General features: G+C 65.4%; 14 protein-coding genes. 12 read left to right on the forward strand and 2 right to left on the reverse strand.

The window, feature by feature from the left end; genetic code table 11:
- Nucleotides 1-7 precede the first annotated feature (7 nt).
- The 6 genes from QA642_RS27650 to QA642_RS27675 all read left to right on the forward strand — a co-directional run bounded on the left by QA642_RS27650 (nucleotide 8) and on the right by QA642_RS27675 (nucleotide 4,460).
- On the forward strand, nucleotides 8-676 hold the full coding sequence (locus tag QA642_RS27650; protein WP_283079675.1) for an amino acid ABC transporter permease: 669 nt from the start codon (nucleotides 8-10) through the stop codon (nucleotides 674-676).
- A gap of 30 nt (nucleotides 677-706) precedes the next feature.
- Nucleotides 707-1,432, forward strand: coding sequence for an amino acid ABC transporter ATP-binding protein (locus tag QA642_RS27655; RefSeq protein WP_283079676.1), 726 nt, complete (start codon nucleotides 707-709; stop codon nucleotides 1,430-1,432).
- Nucleotides 1,433-1,452: 20 nt separating this feature from the next.
- Nucleotides 1,453-2,247 (forward strand): transporter substrate-binding domain-containing protein, encoded by a 795-nt coding sequence (locus tag QA642_RS27660; RefSeq protein WP_283079677.1) that lies wholly within the window; start codon nucleotides 1,453-1,455, stop codon nucleotides 2,245-2,247.
- Between the two features lie 69 nt (nucleotides 2,248-2,316).
- Nucleotides 2,317-2,763, forward strand: a complete 447-nt coding sequence (gene rpiB / locus QA642_RS27665; protein WP_283079678.1) for a ribose 5-phosphate isomerase B — start codon at nucleotides 2,317-2,319, stop codon at nucleotides 2,761-2,763.
- A 9-nt stretch (nucleotides 2,764-2,772) separates the two neighbouring features.
- Entirely contained in the window at nucleotides 2,773-3,690 is a 918-nt protein-coding gene (locus QA642_RS27670; protein WP_283079679.1) for a ribokinase, read from the forward strand.
- Nucleotides 3,691-3,734: 44 nt separating this feature from the next.
- A complete protein-coding gene (locus QA642_RS27675) occupies nucleotides 3,735-4,460 on the forward strand; it encodes a sulfite exporter TauE/SafE family protein (RefSeq protein WP_283079680.1) in 726 nt (241 codons plus the stop codon).
- A gap of 7 nt (nucleotides 4,461-4,467) precedes the next feature.
- Here the strand turns inward: QA642_RS27675 and QA642_RS27680 are convergent, their stop codons facing one another.
- Both QA642_RS27680 and QA642_RS27685 read right to left on the reverse strand, forming a co-directional pair.
- On the reverse strand, nucleotides 4,468-6,537 hold the full coding sequence (locus QA642_RS27680; RefSeq protein WP_283079681.1) for an EAL domain-containing protein: 2,070 nt from the start codon (nucleotides 6,535-6,537) through the stop codon (nucleotides 4,468-4,470).
- A complete protein-coding gene (locus tag QA642_RS27685; protein ID WP_283079682.1) occupies nucleotides 6,537-7,694 on the reverse strand; it encodes an ABC transporter substrate-binding protein in 1,158 nt (385 codons plus the stop codon). Before QA642_RS27685 ends, QA642_RS27680 begins: the two co-directional genes overlap by 1 nt.
- Before the next feature lie 202 nt (nucleotides 7,695-7,896).
- On the opposite strand from QA642_RS27685, the gene radA reads away from it, so the two are divergent.
- From radA to QA642_RS27715, 6 genes are all read left to right on the forward strand, one after another.
- Nucleotides 7,897-9,345: a DNA repair protein RadA gene (gene radA, locus QA642_RS27690; protein WP_283079683.1), complete on the forward strand. Its 1,449-nt coding sequence runs from the start codon at nucleotides 7,897-7,899 to the stop codon at nucleotides 9,343-9,345.
- A 166-nt stretch (nucleotides 9,346-9,511) separates the two neighbouring features.
- Nucleotides 9,512-10,141 (forward strand): CvpA family protein, encoded by a 630-nt coding sequence (locus QA642_RS27695; RefSeq protein ID WP_092216675.1) that lies wholly within the window; start codon nucleotides 9,512-9,514, stop codon nucleotides 10,139-10,141.
- Between the two features lie 28 nt (nucleotides 10,142-10,169).
- Nucleotides 10,170-11,693, forward strand: coding sequence for an amidophosphoribosyltransferase (gene purF / locus QA642_RS27700; RefSeq protein WP_283079684.1), 1,524 nt, complete (start codon nucleotides 10,170-10,172; stop codon nucleotides 11,691-11,693).
- Nucleotides 11,694-11,849: 156 nt separating this feature from the next.
- Complete coding sequence (locus tag QA642_RS27705; RefSeq protein ID WP_283079685.1) at nucleotides 11,850-12,590, forward strand: SDR family NAD(P)-dependent oxidoreductase; 741 nt, start codon at nucleotides 11,850-11,852, stop codon at nucleotides 12,588-12,590.
- 78 nt (nucleotides 12,591-12,668) lie between these two features.
- On the forward strand, nucleotides 12,669-13,814 hold the full coding sequence (locus QA642_RS27710) for a hypothetical protein (protein ID WP_283079686.1): 1,146 nt from the start codon (nucleotides 12,669-12,671) through the stop codon (nucleotides 13,812-13,814).
- Nucleotides 13,815-13,981: 167 nt separating this feature from the next.
- Entirely contained in the window at nucleotides 13,982-15,208 is a 1,227-nt protein-coding gene (locus QA642_RS27715; RefSeq protein ID WP_027557542.1) for an ABC transporter substrate-binding protein, read from the forward strand.
- Nucleotides 15,209-15,248: the final 40 nt, after the last annotated feature.

Raw genomic sequence — 15,248 nt, forward strand, 5'->3', positions numbered from 1 at the left:
GATGATCATGGGCGGACACCTCAACATCAATCATCTGATATTCCTCGGCCAGGGCGCGCTGTGGACCATCGGCCTTTCGGTGATCGCACTGATCGGCGGCGGCATCGTCGGTTTCGTGATCGCGCTGGCGCGGATCTCACCGCTCAAACCGGTGCGGATCGCCAGCGCCGTCTATGTCCAGCTCGTCCAGGGCACGCCGCTGCTCGTCATCCTTTTCCTCGGCTATTTCGGCCTCGCGGCGATCGGCCTCAAGGTCTCGCCGCTGACGGCCGCCGGCGCCTCGCTGACGCTCTATGTCGCCGCCTATCTCGGCGAGATCTGGCGCGGCTGCATTCAGTCGGTGCCGAAACCACAATGGGAGGCTGCCGAGGGCCTCGCGCTGAGCCGGACCCAGCGCATGATGAAAGTGATCCTGCCGCAGGCGATCCGCATCGCGACGCCGCCCACGGTCGGCTTCATGGTGCAGATCATCAAGAACACATCGCTCGCCTCCGTCGTCGGTTTCGTCGAGCTGATGCGCTCGGGCCAGATCGTCAACAACTCTCTGTTCGAGCCGTTCGCCATCTACGCCATCATCGCCGTCACCTATTTCGCCATGTGCTATCCCCTCTCCCTGTTCAGCCAGAGGCTGGAACGGCGGATGGGACGTGGCAGGTCCAACCTTGCACCGGCCTGATATGCAGCAGAATCTCTCCTCCGACCGATCGTGTCGCTCCGCGACGTGCAGAAGAGCTTTGGGCCGCTCCGGGTGCTCGATGGCGTCTCCTTTGCCGTCGAGCGCGGCGAAGTGCTGGCCCTGATCGGCCGCTCCGGCTCCGGCAAGAGCACGGCGCTGCGCTGCATCGACCGCTTCGAGAAGGTCGATGGTGGCGAGATCGTCGTGTGCGGACATCGGGTCGACCGTCCCGACGTCGATCTGCGCGCACTGCGTCAGGACGTCGGCATCGTGTTCCAGAGCTACAATCTGTTTCCACACCTCACGATCGAGCAGAACATCACGCTTGCACCCTGCGCCGTGAAGGGCATGGCCTCCTCGCAGGCCAAGGACCTCGCCCGAAAAGTGCTGGCGCAGGTCGGGCTCGAAGAGAAGCTGCACGCCTATCCCGAACAGCTCTCCGGCGGTCAGCAGCAGCGCGCGGCGATTGCTCGCTCGCTGGCGATGCAGCCGAAGGTCATGCTGTTCGACGAGGTCACCTCTGCGCTGGATCCCGAGCTCACCGCTGAAGTGCTGAAGGTGATCGAACAATTGGCAGCCGACGGCATGACCATGGTGATGGTCACCCACGAGATGGGCTTTGCCAAGGGTATCGCCGACCGCATCGTCTTCATGCATCGCGGCAGGGTCCACGAGACCGGACCCGCCTCGATCCTGACATCGCCGACGACCCCCGAGCTCACGCAATTCGTGGGCACGGGAAACCTAAAATCATAACAGGGAGAGGAGAACCAAGAATGACAAACAAGACGTTGCTGGGCACCGCCGCGGCTTTGTGCGGCCTCATCATGATGGCGGCCACGCCGGCATCGGCCGACCTGCTCGACGACATCACGCAGGCGAAGAAGATCCGCATCTCGACCGATCTCGCCATCCCGCCCTCGGGCATGATGGATTCGAGCATGAAGCCGACCGGCTCGGACGTCGAAGTCGCCCAGCTGCTCGCCAAGGACTGGGGGCTCGAGCTCGAATTCATCCAGACCACCGGCGCAACACGCATCCCCAACGTCCTCACCGGCAAGGCCGACATCATCATCTCGACCCTGTCCGTGACGGCCGAGCGCGCCAAAGTCATCGACTTCACCAAGCGCTATGCAACGCTGCAATCCGACGTCGGCTGCCTGAAGTCGTCGACCGTGAAGGACTGGCCGGACCTGAAGGACAAGTCCATCGGCGTCTCGCGCGGCACCACGCAGGACACCACTCTGTCCAACATGAAGGACAAGGACCTCAAGATCGCCCGCTACGACGACGACGCCACCATGGTGACCGCGGCCGTGTCCGGCCAGGTCGACTGCGTCGCGTCGTCGGCGACGATCATCAACCAGATCGGCGTGAAGAACCCCTCGCGCGTGTTCGAGTCTCGGATTCCGCTGGCGACCTTCGACCTCGCGATCGGCCTGAAGAAGGGCGAGCAACGGCTGATGGACAAGCTCAACGCCTGGATCACCGAGAACGTCAAGAACGGCAAGCTCAACGCAATCTACAAGAAATTCCACGGCGTCGAGCTGCCGCCGGACATGCGCAGCTGAACCATAGAGAATCCGTGACAGCCGCTGTTCGGCTGTCACGGCCAATACAAATATCAAGAAGGACATCACATGCGTCTCGTCATCGGATCCGACCACGCCGGCTGGCCGCTCAAGCAGACCGTCATCGACCACATCCGCAAGCTCGGCCACGTCATCGTCGACGTCGGCTCCTATGACGACAAACCGGTGGACTTCCCCGACATCGCGCGGGCCGTGGCGCAGAAGGTGACCTCGGGCGAAGCCGCACGCGGCATCATGGTGTGCGGCACCGGCGTCGGCGCCTCGATCGCCGCCAACAAGATGAAGGGCATCCGCGCCGCGGTCTGCCACGACGTCCACTCAGCCCATCAGAGCGTCGAGCATGACGACGTCAACGTCATGTGCATCGGCGCACAGATCGTGGGCGCCTGGCTCGCCGTAGACCTCGTCTCGTCCTATCTCTCGGCCGAATTCTCCACCGACGAGGATTTCCGCCGCCGCGTCGAGAAGCTGCGCGTCATGGACGAGCAAGGCTGACGTCCCCTCATGATCCTGGTGTTCGGGTCGCTCAACATCGATCTGGTCGCGCAGGTCCCGGTCATTCCCGGCGCCGGCCGGACGGTGCTCGCGCTGTCCTACCAGACGCATTTCGGCGGCAAGGGCGCCAACCAGGCCGTCGCCGCCGCACGGATTGCGCGGCCGGGACAGGTCCGCATGGCGGGCCGCGTCGGCCAGGACGGATTCGGCGACAGCGCGATCGAGAACCTCAAGTCAAACGGTGTCGATACCGGTCTCGTCGTCAGGGCCGACGAGCCGACCGGCTGCGCCTTCATCACGGTCGATCAGGCCGGCGAGAATGCGATCACTGTAGCGAGCGGCGCCAACATGGCCGCGAATGCCGCAGACCTGCCCGCCGCGCTCCTTGGCACTGACATGGTGCTCGTGCTTCAGATGGAGGTGCCGTTTGCACAGGCGCTGCAAGCCGCACGGCGAACGACATCGGCCTCGGGCACCGTCATCTGGAACCTCGCGCCTGTCCCGGACAAGATGACGCGCGAGATGGTGTCCGAGCTTCTCGGCGTCACTGACTATCTTCTCCTCAACGAGCACGAGGCAATGGACGCCGCAGTCGCCATCGGCCTCGCGCCGTCCGGTTACGAAGCTGCAGCCGCGGGCCTGGCCAGGACGGGTGACCTCACCTGCATCGTCACCGCCGGCGCGCAGGGCGCCTTGGCTGTCGCAGCGGACGGAACCCGTTTGCACGCGCCCGCCCCGCGCATCACGCCAGTAGACACGACAGGGGCCGGCGACACCTTTGTCGGTGCGTTTGCGGCGATGGTCCACGAGAAGGTTCCGCTGCAAAGCGCGCTCCAGGTCGGGTGCGAAGCGGCGGCCCAGAAGTGTCTCACGCCGGGGGCACAGGCCGGCATGCCGGTGCGGGCGAAGATTCCGTCTCTCGCTTAGCGTCGTCCGCGGCTACAGTGCTCCGATTCCCGGAGCCCCTGCCCTTGGCCTTTCTTTTCGTCCTCACCGTCGGCCTGATCGCCGGCACCATCTCAGGCATCGTCGGCACGGGGTCGTCGATCATGCTGATGCCGGTGCTGGTCTATGCCTACGGGCCGAAGGAAGCGGTGCCCATCATGGCGGTCGCCTCCGTGATGGCGAACTTTTCGCGGATCCTGGCGTGGTGGCGCGAGGTCGACTGGAGGGCCTGCTTGGCTTATTCGGTGACGGGCATTCCGGCCGCAGCACTCGGCGCGCGCACCCTGCTGGCGCTGCCCTCGCACGCCGTGGACCTTGCCATCGGAAGTTTCCTGATTGCGATGGTGCCGGTGCGGCACGCCCTGGCACGGCATGACCTCAAGGCCAATCTCTGGCACCTCGCGATCGGGGGCGCGGTCATCGGCTATCTCACCGGCATCGTGGTCTCGACCGGCCCGCTCAGCGTGCCGCTGTTCCTGTTCTACGGCCTGTCCAAGGGCGCCTTCCTCGCCACCGAAGCTGCCTCCTCGCTCGGCCTTTACTTCGCGAAGTCCGTGACCTTCGAACGGTTCGGCGCGCTCACCAGTGACGTCTTCATCAAGGGCCTGATCGCCGGCGCCTCGTTGATGTCAGGCGCCTTCATCGCCAAACGCTTCGTGCTGCACCTGAAGCCCGAGATGTTCCGCCTTCTGATGGACGCGATCATGATCGCGGCCGGGCTCTCAATGCTCTGGAACGCGGCGCAGTCGTAAGCAGCCCTCAGGCGGCAAATTCCGGCGCGATCGAGGGGCTCTCCGCAATGACACGCCTCTCGGGCACCGCTTGTCTCTCGAGCCATTGCAGCACGGCCTCGAGCGGCTGCGGCCGGTGATAGAGATAGCCCTGCCCCAGCGTCACGCCCATCTCGCGCATCGCCCGCGCCTGCTCGGCCCGCTCGATGCCTTCGGCGACGAGCGTCAGCCCCAGCGTGCCGGCGAGCGATGCGATGACGCCGACGATCGCCTTGTCTTCGGCGCTATCGGGGATCTCGCTGATGAACGCCTTGTCGATCTTGACCTTGTCCAGCGGAAAGCGCCTGAGATGCGCGAGCGAGCTGTATCCGGTGCCGAAATCGTCCAGCGCGATGGTCGCGCCGAGGCGCCGCAACCGGTGCAGCGTCTCGGAGGCACTGGCAATGTTGTTGATCAGCGAGCCCTCGGTGATCTCGAGCTCCAGCGACGATGGCGCGACATCGAAGCGCGCGCAGGTCGCGCGCAGCTCGGCGGCGAGCGAATGGTCGGCGAGCTCGGACGGCGGCAGGTTGATCGCGATCCGGATCTGCGGCCTGCCGGCGGCGGCCAGAAGCTGCAGCGCCCGGCAGGCATCGGTCAGCACATAGCGCGTCAGCCGCGCATTGTTGCCGCTGCGCTCGATCAGCGGCAGGAATTCGCCGGGGCCGATCACGCCATGTTCAGGGTGGCGCCAGCGAATGAGCGCCTCGAGCCCGACGACGGCCTGGCTCTCGAGGTCGACCTGGCTTTGATACCAGACCTCGAACTGCCCCTCGGCGAAGCCTGCGGGAACGGCGAGCTCGAGGTCCCTGCGGCGGCGATACTCGCGCTGAAGTGCTTCGTCCAGCACGGCGACCGTGCCGGGCGCCTTGCTCTTGGCGTGGTAGAGCGCGATGTCGGCAAGCGCCGGCAAATGCGACAATTCAGGGTCGCCGGCGCGGCGCACGGCAAGGCCGATGCTGGCGCGCGGCACCACCTGCTTGTCGTGCAGCCGGATCGGCTCTGAGATCGCGTCCAGCAGCTGGCGCGCGAACGCCTGCGCGGTCGCCGCGTTGCTGACCTCGGGGCGGATCACCACGAACTCGTCGCCGCCGAGCCGCGCCACCCAGTCTTGCGGCTCGACTGCCGCAAGCAGACGCTCGGAGATGTGGACCAGGAACTTGTCGCCGGCATCGTGACCGAAGGTGTCGTTGATGCCCTTGAAGTCGTCGAGATCGATGAAGCAGAACGCGATCAGCGAGTCCGGCGAGCCGGCATCGTTGCTCAGCGTCAGCAGCTGCTCGGACAGCGAGCGGCGATTGGGCAGGCCCGTCAGCGGATCGTGCGCGGCCATGTGCCCGAGCCGGTCGAGCGCTCCCGACGTCGTGTGCTGCATGGCGTTGAAGGCGCGGGCGAGCTGGCCGAATTCATTGGAGGACTTGACGTCCGCCGGATAGGCACGGCCATCCTGCTTGCTGCGCTGGATCGCCGACATCATCGCCGCCAGCGGCCTGCCGATGAAGATGTTGGCGGAGATCCGCATCGCGATCAGGGTGGCGAGCGTTGCGAGCAGGCCGACGACCAGCAGCAGCACCAGCCGGCTGCCCGCATCCGCATACAGCGCCGCACGGGAATAGGCGATCGCGATGCGGCCGGCCTGCACCGACATGTTGCCGTTGCTGTAGTGGATCGGACGCGAGACCTCCGCAACCCCCTGCTCCGAAGGACGCGCTACCACGCGGGCAATCGCAACGCCGGTGTCGTCGTAGACGGCCGCCGCGGCGATGGTCTCGTCGTGCATGATCTCGTTCAGCACGCCCGTGACCTGGTCGTAACGCATCTTCCAGAGCGGCTCGGCGATCAGCTCGGCCCGGCTCTCGGCGACGCGGGCCATGCGGGCATCGAGCTGCCGGATCTGCGACCAGAAGCTCGAAGCCTCGACGCCCGCGGAGGCAAGCAATTGCACCAGCAGCAGAACCGGCACGGTGGCCCAGATCATCGCGCGGACGACCGAGCGCAGACGCGGCGGCACGGCCTGCGCGCTGCGGTCCCGATCGGTCATGTCGTCCTCGTTTTGCATCAATCGGCGGTGCCTTCCACTGGCGCCAGCGACGAGATCAGCGCGTCGATCGAGAAATCGTACGCCCCACAGCGTCCCGGCTTTGCCCTGAACCGCGTGAAGTCGATGCGGTCGAAGGCGCGCACCCGGATGAGGTCGCCGACCGAAACCAGATTGTCGCGCGTGATCGCGGATGTCTTGACCTCGACGCGCGGCGATGCGGCCGCGAAATCGCAGCCGTCGGCATAGTCGCGCAGGAGAACGATCGACCAGCCGCCGAGCAGGAAATGCCCACCGTCGCTCAGGAGCAGATGGCCCGCCTTGATCTCGCGCAGCGCGTCGTCGGACCAGTTGAGGCCGGCCACCTGGATGTTCCGGCCGGGCGTGAGGCCGGCAGCGGTCGCCGCGCGCAGCGCGCCGAGCGCCATCGGATCGTTTCCGGCCCAGATGCCGGCCGGCCTGATCTCCTTGCGCGAGGCCCAGCCCAGATAGTTCGCGGTGACCCGCTCGGCCTCGGACTGCGTCCAGTTGGCGAACAGCATGCGGTCCACCACCACATCGGGCGCAGCCTCGACGGCGAGCTTGAGGCCGGCATTGCGGGCGATCGAGGACGGGGTGATCTCGTCACCGCCGATGCCGAGAATGTGGATCTTGCCGTCGGCGCTCTGCCATTTCTCGGCGCGCGCGGTGGCGATCAGGGCGTTCGCCATCCGCGCCCCCGCGGTCTGAAGATCGGTCGTGATATCGCCGAGCCAGGTCTTGAGCTTCTGGCGGGGCGGGCCAAGGCGGGCCGCGTCATCGCCGATCAGCGTGTTCGAGAGCAGCAGCGTCTTGACGCCGGCGGCCTCGGCCGCCTCAAGGATCGGAACGGCGGCGGATTCCTCGTTCGAGAGGATGAGGAAATCGGGCTTGTCAGCGCGCGCGACCACGCCGAAGCCCAGCTCCTGCATGGTGCGGTAATTCCGCTCGCTGGTCAGCACCTCGATATGCGCGTCGAGCTTGCGGCCGGCGGCCTGCATGGTCTGCGCGACCATGTCCCAATAGACCTCGCCGGTCTTGCCGGGGTTGACGAAAACGATGTTGAGACGCTTGGCGTCCGCCGCAACAGCGCCGCCAGGCGGCATCAGAACGCCGCAGGCCATGCTCATCGCGAGCAATATGCGCAAGACTACAGTCATTTGTTTCGCCATCCCGTCTCGGTTCCGAAACTGGGCCTGCGTCCGCTAACATTTGGCAAAGTCCGGCCTAGTGCCGCGGCGCAGAGCTAACAAAGGGTGTATCGGACGCGCTGAATTGCCATATTTGGCGGCGCGGGTCGCTCTGTCCGCCCTCCGTTCCGTGCTATCAGCAGGCCCGAAACCCCTCCGACTCGCTGTCCCCATGGCCAAGAACACGCTTTCCTTCGTCTGCCAGAACTGCGGCGCGGCCTATAACCGCTGGCAGGGCAAATGCGAGTCCTGCGGCGAGTGGAATACGCTCGCGGAAGAAGACACCAGCGGCAGCGTCCCGGTGTCGATCCGCTCCAAGCGCAAGGGCCGGACGTTCGCCCTGGAGAGCCTTGCCGGCAAGAGCCCGGACGCGCCGCGCCTGTCGTCGGGGATGACCGAGCTCGACCGCGTCACCGGTGGCGGCTTCGTCCGCGGCTCGGTGCTCTTGGTCGGAGGCGATCCCGGCATCGGCAAGTCGACGCTGTTGACGCAGGCGACCAGCATGATGGCGCGCGCCGGCCACCGCATCGTCTACATCTCCGGCGAAGAAGCCATCGCCCAGGTGCGGCTGCGCGCCGAGCGGCTCGGCCTGTCCGACGCGCCGGTGCAGCTCGCCGCAGAGACATCGGTGGAAGACATCGTCTCGACGCTGTCGGACGGCGCGGTCCCGCGGCTGATCGTGATCGACTCGATCCAGACCATGTGGACGGACACGGTGGAATCGGCGCCCGGCACGGTGACGCAGGTGCGCGCCTCGGCACAGGCCCTCATTCGTTTCGCCAAGAAAACCGGCGCTGCCATCATCCTGGTCGGCCACGTCACCAAGGACGGCCAGATCGCGGGCCCTCGCGTCGTCGAGCACATGGTCGACGCGGTGATGTCGTTCGAGGGCGAAGGCTCGCAGCAATTCCGCATCCTGCGCGCCGTGAAGAACCGTTTCGGCCCGACCGACGAGATCGGCGTGTTCGAGATGACCGGCCTTGGCCTGCGCGAGGTCACCAACCCTTCCGAGCTGTTCCTGTCCGAGCGCGATCTCGGCACGCCCGGCACCGCAGTCTTTGCGGGCATCGAGGGTACGAGGCCCGTCCTGGTCGAATTGCAGGCGCTTGTGGCCCCGACCTCGCTCGGCACCCCGCGGCGGGCCGTGGTCGGCTGGGACCAGAGCCGGCTCTCGATGGTGCTGGCGGTGCTGGAGGCCCATTGCGGGGTCAAGCTGTCCGGCCACGACGTCTATCTGAACGTCGCGGGCGGCCTGCGCATCCACGAGCCGGCTGCCGACATGGCCGCCGCAGCCGCACTGGTATCGTCCCTGGTTAATGCGCAGTTACCCACCGATGCCGTCTATTTCGGCGAAATTTCGCTCTCCGGCGTGATCCGTCCGGTGGCACAGACGCCGGCCCGGCTCAAGGAAGCGGCCAAGCTCGGCTTCAAACGCGCCGTACTGCCCGAATCGGCCCGGGGCGGCGATGCCGGCGGTGACGCCGGATTGTCACTGAACGCGGTCAACAGCCTCACGACGCTGGTGGCCGAAATCGCCGCCAGGGGCTCCCGCCGCGGCGATCAGAGCGCTCCGGCGGAGAAAAATGCCACACCGGCAAGATTCCGCCGTGGAGAGGGTTAGCTGGAGGTGACGTTCCCCGCCCCCGCCGCTATACAGCCGTCACAAAAGCAGCATGGGATTGCGTGGTTGCGGCCTTGCCGGGAACGCCGTCTGCCCCTCTTTTAAGGCAGCGGCCAAGCACCGATTCGCTGAGCACCTTTGAAGTACGAGCGGACCAGACCAGCCGATGCCAGTAACACTCCTCGACCTGATCCTGCTCGGTGTGATGCTGATCTCGGGCCTGCTCGCCATGGTCCGCGGCTTCATGCGCGAAATCCTGTCGATCGCAGCCTGGGGCACGGCGGCGATCGTGACGCTCTACTCCTTCTCGAAGCTGCTGCCGACGGCCAAGACCTATTTCAACAACGACACGGTCGCGAGCGTGGTCGTCGTCGCAGGCGTGTTCGTCGGCACCCTGGTCATCGTTTCCGTGATCACGGTCCGGATCTCCGACATGATCCTGGATTCGCGCATCGGCGCGCTGGACCGCACCCTGGGGTTCCTGTTTGGCCTCGCTCGCGGGCTTTTGATCGTCGTGGTCGCGTTCCTGTTCTTCACCTGGCTGGTGCCGGACAAGCAGCGCCCCGACTGGGTCACGGGGGCCAAGTCCCGCGTCGTGCTCCAGGGAACCGGCGATTGGCTGATGTCCCTCTTGCCTGATGACCCCGAGAACACCATCTTGAAGAGATTCAAGAAAAACAAACCAGATGATGATCAAGCTGATTCCGAGCAGCAGCCTTCGGGCAGTGGCGACGGATACAGTAAACCGGCTCGTGACAGTTTGAAAAAACTGATCGAGAAACCCGCGGCACGTTGACTTGAGCCCAGAGAGAGGCGCGAACGAGATGCGACACCCTGACCAGGACGCTCAACTTGATCTCGACGCCAAGGCCGGTTTGGGCCCATCCGCGCTGGAGCTTCAGGACGATCTGGAAGGGGATACGCTGCGCGAGGAATGCGGCGTGTTCGGCATCTACGGCCACCCCGACGCCGCCGCCATCACGGCGCTCGGTCTCCACGCCCTCCAGCACCGCGGCCAGGAAGCCGCCGGCATCGTCTCCTACGACGGCAGCCGCTTTCACAGCGAACGCCGCCTCGGTCTCGTCGGCGACACCTTCTCCCGCCGCGAGGTGATCGATCGCCTGCCCGGCAACATGGCAGTCGGCCATGTCCGCTATTCCACCACCGGCGCCACCATCCTGCGCAACGTGCAGCCGCTGTTCGCCGAGCTCAATGCCGGCGGCCTCGCGGTCGCCCACAACGGCAACCTCACCAACGGCCTGACGCTGCGCCGCGAGCTCGTGAAGCACGGCGCGATGATGCAGTCGACCACCGACACCGAAGTGATCCTGCATCTGGTCGCGCGCTCCAAGCGCGCCCGCTTCATCGAGCGCTACATCGACGCGCTGCGCGAGATCGAGGGCGCCTATGCGCTGGTCTCGCTGACCAACAAGAAACTCGTCGGCGCGCGCGACCCGCGCGGCATCCGTCCGCTCGTGCTCGGTGAGCTCGACGGCTGCCCGATCCTGACCTCGGAGACCTGCGCGCTCGACATCATCGGCGCCCGCTTCATCCGCGACATCGAGCCGGGCGAAGTCATCGTGTTCGACGAGAACGGCCAGGACATCCACAAGCCGTTCCCGCCGATGGCGCCGCGCCCCTGCATCTTCGAATACATCTATTTCTCCCGGCCGGATTCCATCGTTCACGGCCGCTCGGTCTATGAAGTGCGCAAGGCCTTCGGCGCGCAGCTCGCGCGCGAGAGCCACGTGCCGATCGACGTCGTCGTGCCGGTGCCGGATTCCGGCGTACCCGCTGCGGTCGGCTACAGCCAGCATTCCGGCGTGCCGTTCGAGCTCGGCATCATCCGCAACCACTATGTCGGCCGCACCTTCATCCAGCCGACGCAGGCGATCCGCGAATCCGGCGTGCGCATGAAGCATTCGGCCAACCGCGCCGCGATCGAAGGCAAGCGCATCATCCTGATCGACGACTCGCTGGTGCGCGGTACCACCTCGAAGAAGATCGTGCGCATGATGCGCGATGCCGGCGCGAAGGAAGTGCATTTCCGCCTCGCTTCGCCGCCGATCCTCTATCCTGATTATTACGGCATCGACCTGCCCGATCGTGGTGGCCTCTTGGCCGCGACGCATTCGCTGGAGGAGATGCGTGAGATCATCGGCGCCGACTCGCTCGCCTTCCTGTCGATCGACGGCATGTACCGCGCCATGGGCGAGCCCGGCCGCGATCCCGCCAATCCGAAATTCTCGGATCATTGCTTCACCGGGGCCTATCCGACCCACCTCACCGACCAGACCCAGACCGAGCCGCAGCCGCGGCAGCTGTCGCTGCTGGCGGAGGCGAGCTGACGGCGTAGCCGTCATCCCGGGGCGGTCCGCAGGACCGAACCCGGGATCTCGACGTTGTCTTGCAGCCTCTAGATTCCGGGTTCGATGCTTCGCATCGCCCCGGAATGACAATGCCGCAGGCTTGTGCGGACCGCCTGCCTCTGCGATACCGCCTGCATGACAAAACCGCTCGCCAATCGCATCGCTCTCGTCACCGGCGCCTCGCGCGGCATTGGATTCGCCACGGCCCTCGCTTTGGCAAAGGCCGGCGCGCATATCGTTGCCACCGCGCGCACACAGGGCGGGCTGGAAGAGCTCGACGACGAGATCCGGAAAATCGGCGGCAGCGCCACGCTGGTGCCACTGGACCTCACCGATTTTGATGGCATCGCGCGGTTAGGCGCCGGCCTGCACGAGCGCTATGGCAAGCTCGACATCCTCGTCGGCAATGCCGGCGTGCTCGGCCCCTCTTCGCCCATCGGCCATATCGAGCTGAAGACGTTCAACGACGTCATGGCCGTCAACGTCTCTGCCAACTTCCAGCTGATCCGCTGCATGGAGCCGCTGCTGAGGCAATCCGATGCCGGCCGCGCCGTGTTCATCACCTCCGGCGCCGCCAACAAGGCGACCGCCTATGTCAGCCCCTACGCCGCCTCCAAGGCCGCGCTGGAGACGCTGGCGCGCGCCTGGGCGCAGGAGACCGCGAACACGTCTCTACGCGTCAACCTGTTCAATCCCGGGCCGATCCGCACCCGTATGCGCGCGACCCTGATGCCCGGCGAAGACCCCGCGACGCTCGACACGCCCGAGCAGGTCGCCGAATTCATCGTGCCGCTCTGCGCGCCCGACTGGACCGAGACTGGCAAGTTCTACGACTATAAGACCCGCAGCCTGATGAGCTTCCGCCCGCCGGCCTGATTGACTCGGGTCCCTCCCCGCGATTGACTGCCGGCGCTCAAGCGGCAGCAAGCTGCAGGCCAAAAAAGGGAGGTCGCCATGACACCATGGCATCGCGCAGGGCTTTCGCGTGCGCTCGCAAATGTCTCTCACGCCTTCTCCATCCTGATCGCAGCCATTGCGCTCGTCCTTCCGGGCGTTGCGATTGCTGCCGACGTCCCGACCTTCGCGGTCGATCCTTCCTGGCCGAAGCAGCTGCCGAACAACTGGATCCTCGGCCAGGTCGGCGGCATCACCGTCGACTGGCAGGGCCACATCTGGGTGATCCATCGCCCGCGCTCGCTCACCGACGATGAGAAAGGCGCGAGCCTCAACCCGCCGCGCTCCAAATGCTGCGTCTCGGCGCCGCCCGTCCTCGAGTTCGACAGCGATGGCAACCTGCTGCGGTCCTGGGGCGGACCGGGCGAAGGCTATGAGTGGGTCGGCCGCGAGCACGGCATCGAGGTCGACGAGCGCGGCTTCGTCTGGGTCGGCGGCAATGCCGACAACGACAACGCGATCCTGAAGTTCACACTGGACGGCAAGTTCGTGGCGCAGATCGGCAAGATCGCGCCGAGCCTCGGCAGCAACGACACGACGCAGCTCGGCAAGCCCGCCGAAACCGCGATCGACAAGGAGGCGAACGAAATCTACGTCGCCGACGGCTACGGCAACCACCGCGTCATCGTGTTCGATGCAACGACGCTCGCCTACAAGCGGCACTGGGGCGCCTACGGCAACAAGCCGAATGATGACAAGCAAGGTCCGTATGATCCCAAGGCGCCGGTGTCGCAGCAATTCGGAAATCCCGTGCACTGCGTGAAGCTCACCAATGACGGCCTCGTCTACGTCTGCGACCGCATCAACAACCGCATCCAGGTGTTCAAAAAGGACGGCACCTTCGTGAAAGAGTTCTTCTTCGAGAAGAACACGCTCGGCAATGGCGCCGTCTGGGACATCGCGATCTGGCCCGATCCGAAGCAGACTTATCTGCTCAGCGCCGACGGCGAGAACAACGAGATCAGGGTGATCAAGCGCGACGACGGCGGCGTCGTCGGCAGCTTCGGGCATAACGGCCGCAATGCTGGGCAATTCCACTGGGTGCATGCGATGGCGATCGACGCCAAGGGTAATGTCTATACCGCCGAGGTCGATACCGGAAAACGCATCCAGAAATTCAAGCTGACCTCGGACGCGCTGAAATAGCGTCTCAACGCATTTTGTCCAAAAGTTAACCGACGGATGACGCTACGACGCAGCGTCATCCGGCTTTAGGCGCATTGCCGGGACCTGCGGGACACGGTAGAGCCATCAGCCGGAACAAGGCTCCGCAAGAGGGCCGTCCGCATATTTGACAATGGAGGAAACCTTTTATGACGACGACGTTCGCGCGCCGCTCCGCGGCCCTTCTGGCCTGCGCCGCTTTCGGTTTTGCCACATCCGCCTACGCCCAGGACAAGACTGTCACGATCGGCGTGCTCAATGACATGTCCAGTCTCTACGCCGACATCGGCGGCCCCAACTCCGTGGTGGCAGTCAAGATGGCGGTGGAGGATTCCGGCCTGGCTGCCAAGGGCTGGAAGATCGAAGTCGTCAGCGGCGACCACCAGAACAAGCCGGACATCGGCGTCAACATCGCGCGGCAGTGGATCGACACCCAGAAGGTCGACATGATCACCGACACGCCGAACTCCGGCGTGGCGCTTGCGGTCAGCAACGTCGCCAAGGAAAAGAACGTCGTTTTGCTCAACAATGGCGGCGCCAGCGCCGACCTCACCGGCAAGGCCTGCAACGCCAACACCATCTCCTACACCTACGACACCTACATGCTCGCCAACGGCACCGGCAAGGCGCTGACCAAGGCCGGCGGCGACACCTGGTTCTTCCTGACCGCCGACTATGCATTCGGCGCCGCGCTCGAGCGTGACACCAGCGCGGTGGTCACCGCGAACGGCGGCAAGGTGCTCGGCGGTGTCAAGCATCCGCTCAATACGTCCGACTTCTCCTCCTTCCTGCTGCAGGCGCAGAACTCCAAGGCGAAGATCGTCGGGCTTGCCAATGCCGGCGGCGACACCACCAACTCGATCAAGCAGGCGGCCGAGTTCGGCATCGTCGAAGGCGGCCAGAAGCTCGCCGCGCTCCTGCTGTTCATCAACGACGTCCACTCGCTCGGCCTCAAGACCGCGCACGGCCTGACCTTCACCGAATCCTTCTACTGGGACCTCAACGAGGGCACGCGCGCCTTCTCGAAGCGTTTCCAGGATAAGACCGCCAACAAGGCGATGCCGTCGATGACGCAGGCCGGCAACTATGCCGGCGTGCTGCATTACCTCAAGGCGCTCGAGGCGCTCGGCGGCAACCCGCATGACGGCGCCAAGGTCGTCGCCAAGATGAAGGAAATCCCGACCGACGATCCACTGTTCGGCAAGGGCCCGCTGCGCGAGGACGGCCGCCGCATCATCCCGGCTTACCTGTTCGAGGTGAAGAAGCCGGAGGAGTCGAAGGGTCCGTGGGACTATTACAAGCTGGTCGCGACCATCTCGGCCGAAGACGCGGCCAAGCCGCTCAAGGACAGCGAGTGCCCGCTGGTGAAGAAGTGACCGCGTAGCGGTCATCCCGGGGCGATGCATAGCATCGAAC

It is taken from the genome of Bradyrhizobium sp. CB2312, from assembly GCF_029714425.1.
In the GTDB taxonomy this organism is placed as follows: Bacteria; Pseudomonadota; Alphaproteobacteria; order Rhizobiales; family Xanthobacteraceae; genus Bradyrhizobium.

Bases quoted from the DNA above. Each gene is read 5' to 3' on its own strand.
- radA (WP_283079683.1), top strand. From the start codon at position 7,897: ATGGCCAAGAACACGCTTTCCTTCGTCTGCCAGAACTGCGGCGCGGCC.
- rpiB (WP_283079678.1), top strand. From the start codon at position 2,317: ATGCGTCTCGTCATCGGATCCGACCACGCCGGCTGGCCGCTCAAGCAG.
- QA642_RS27710 (WP_283079686.1), top strand. From the start codon at position 12,669: ATGACACCATGGCATCGCGCAGGGCTTTCGCGTGCGCTCGCAAATGTC.
- QA642_RS27715 (WP_027557542.1), top strand. From the start codon at position 13,982: ATGACGACGACGTTCGCGCGCCGCTCCGCGGCCCTTCTGGCCTGCGCC.
- purF (WP_283079684.1), top strand. From the start codon at position 10,170: ATGCGACACCCTGACCAGGACGCTCAACTTGATCTCGACGCCAAGGCC.
- QA642_RS27670 (WP_283079679.1), top strand. From the start codon at position 2,773: ATGATCCTGGTGTTCGGGTCGCTCAACATCGATCTGGTCGCGCAGGTC.
- QA642_RS27650 (WP_283079675.1), top strand. From the start codon at position 8: ATGGGCGGACACCTCAACATCAATCATCTGATATTCCTCGGCCAGGGC.
- QA642_RS27660 (WP_283079677.1), top strand. From the start codon at position 1,453: ATGACAAACAAGACGTTGCTGGGCACCGCCGCGGCTTTGTGCGGCCTC.
- QA642_RS27680 (WP_283079681.1), bottom strand. From the start codon at position 6,537: ATGCAAAACGAGGACGACATGACCGATCGGGACCGCAGCGCGCAGGCC.
- QA642_RS27705 (WP_283079685.1), top strand. From the start codon at position 11,850: ATGACAAAACCGCTCGCCAATCGCATCGCTCTCGTCACCGGCGCCTCG.
- QA642_RS27685 (WP_283079682.1), bottom strand. From the start codon at position 7,694: ATGACTGTAGTCTTGCGCATATTGCTCGCGATGAGCATGGCCTGCGGC.
- QA642_RS27695 (WP_092216675.1), top strand. From the start codon at position 9,512: ATGCCAGTAACACTCCTCGACCTGATCCTGCTCGGTGTGATGCTGATC.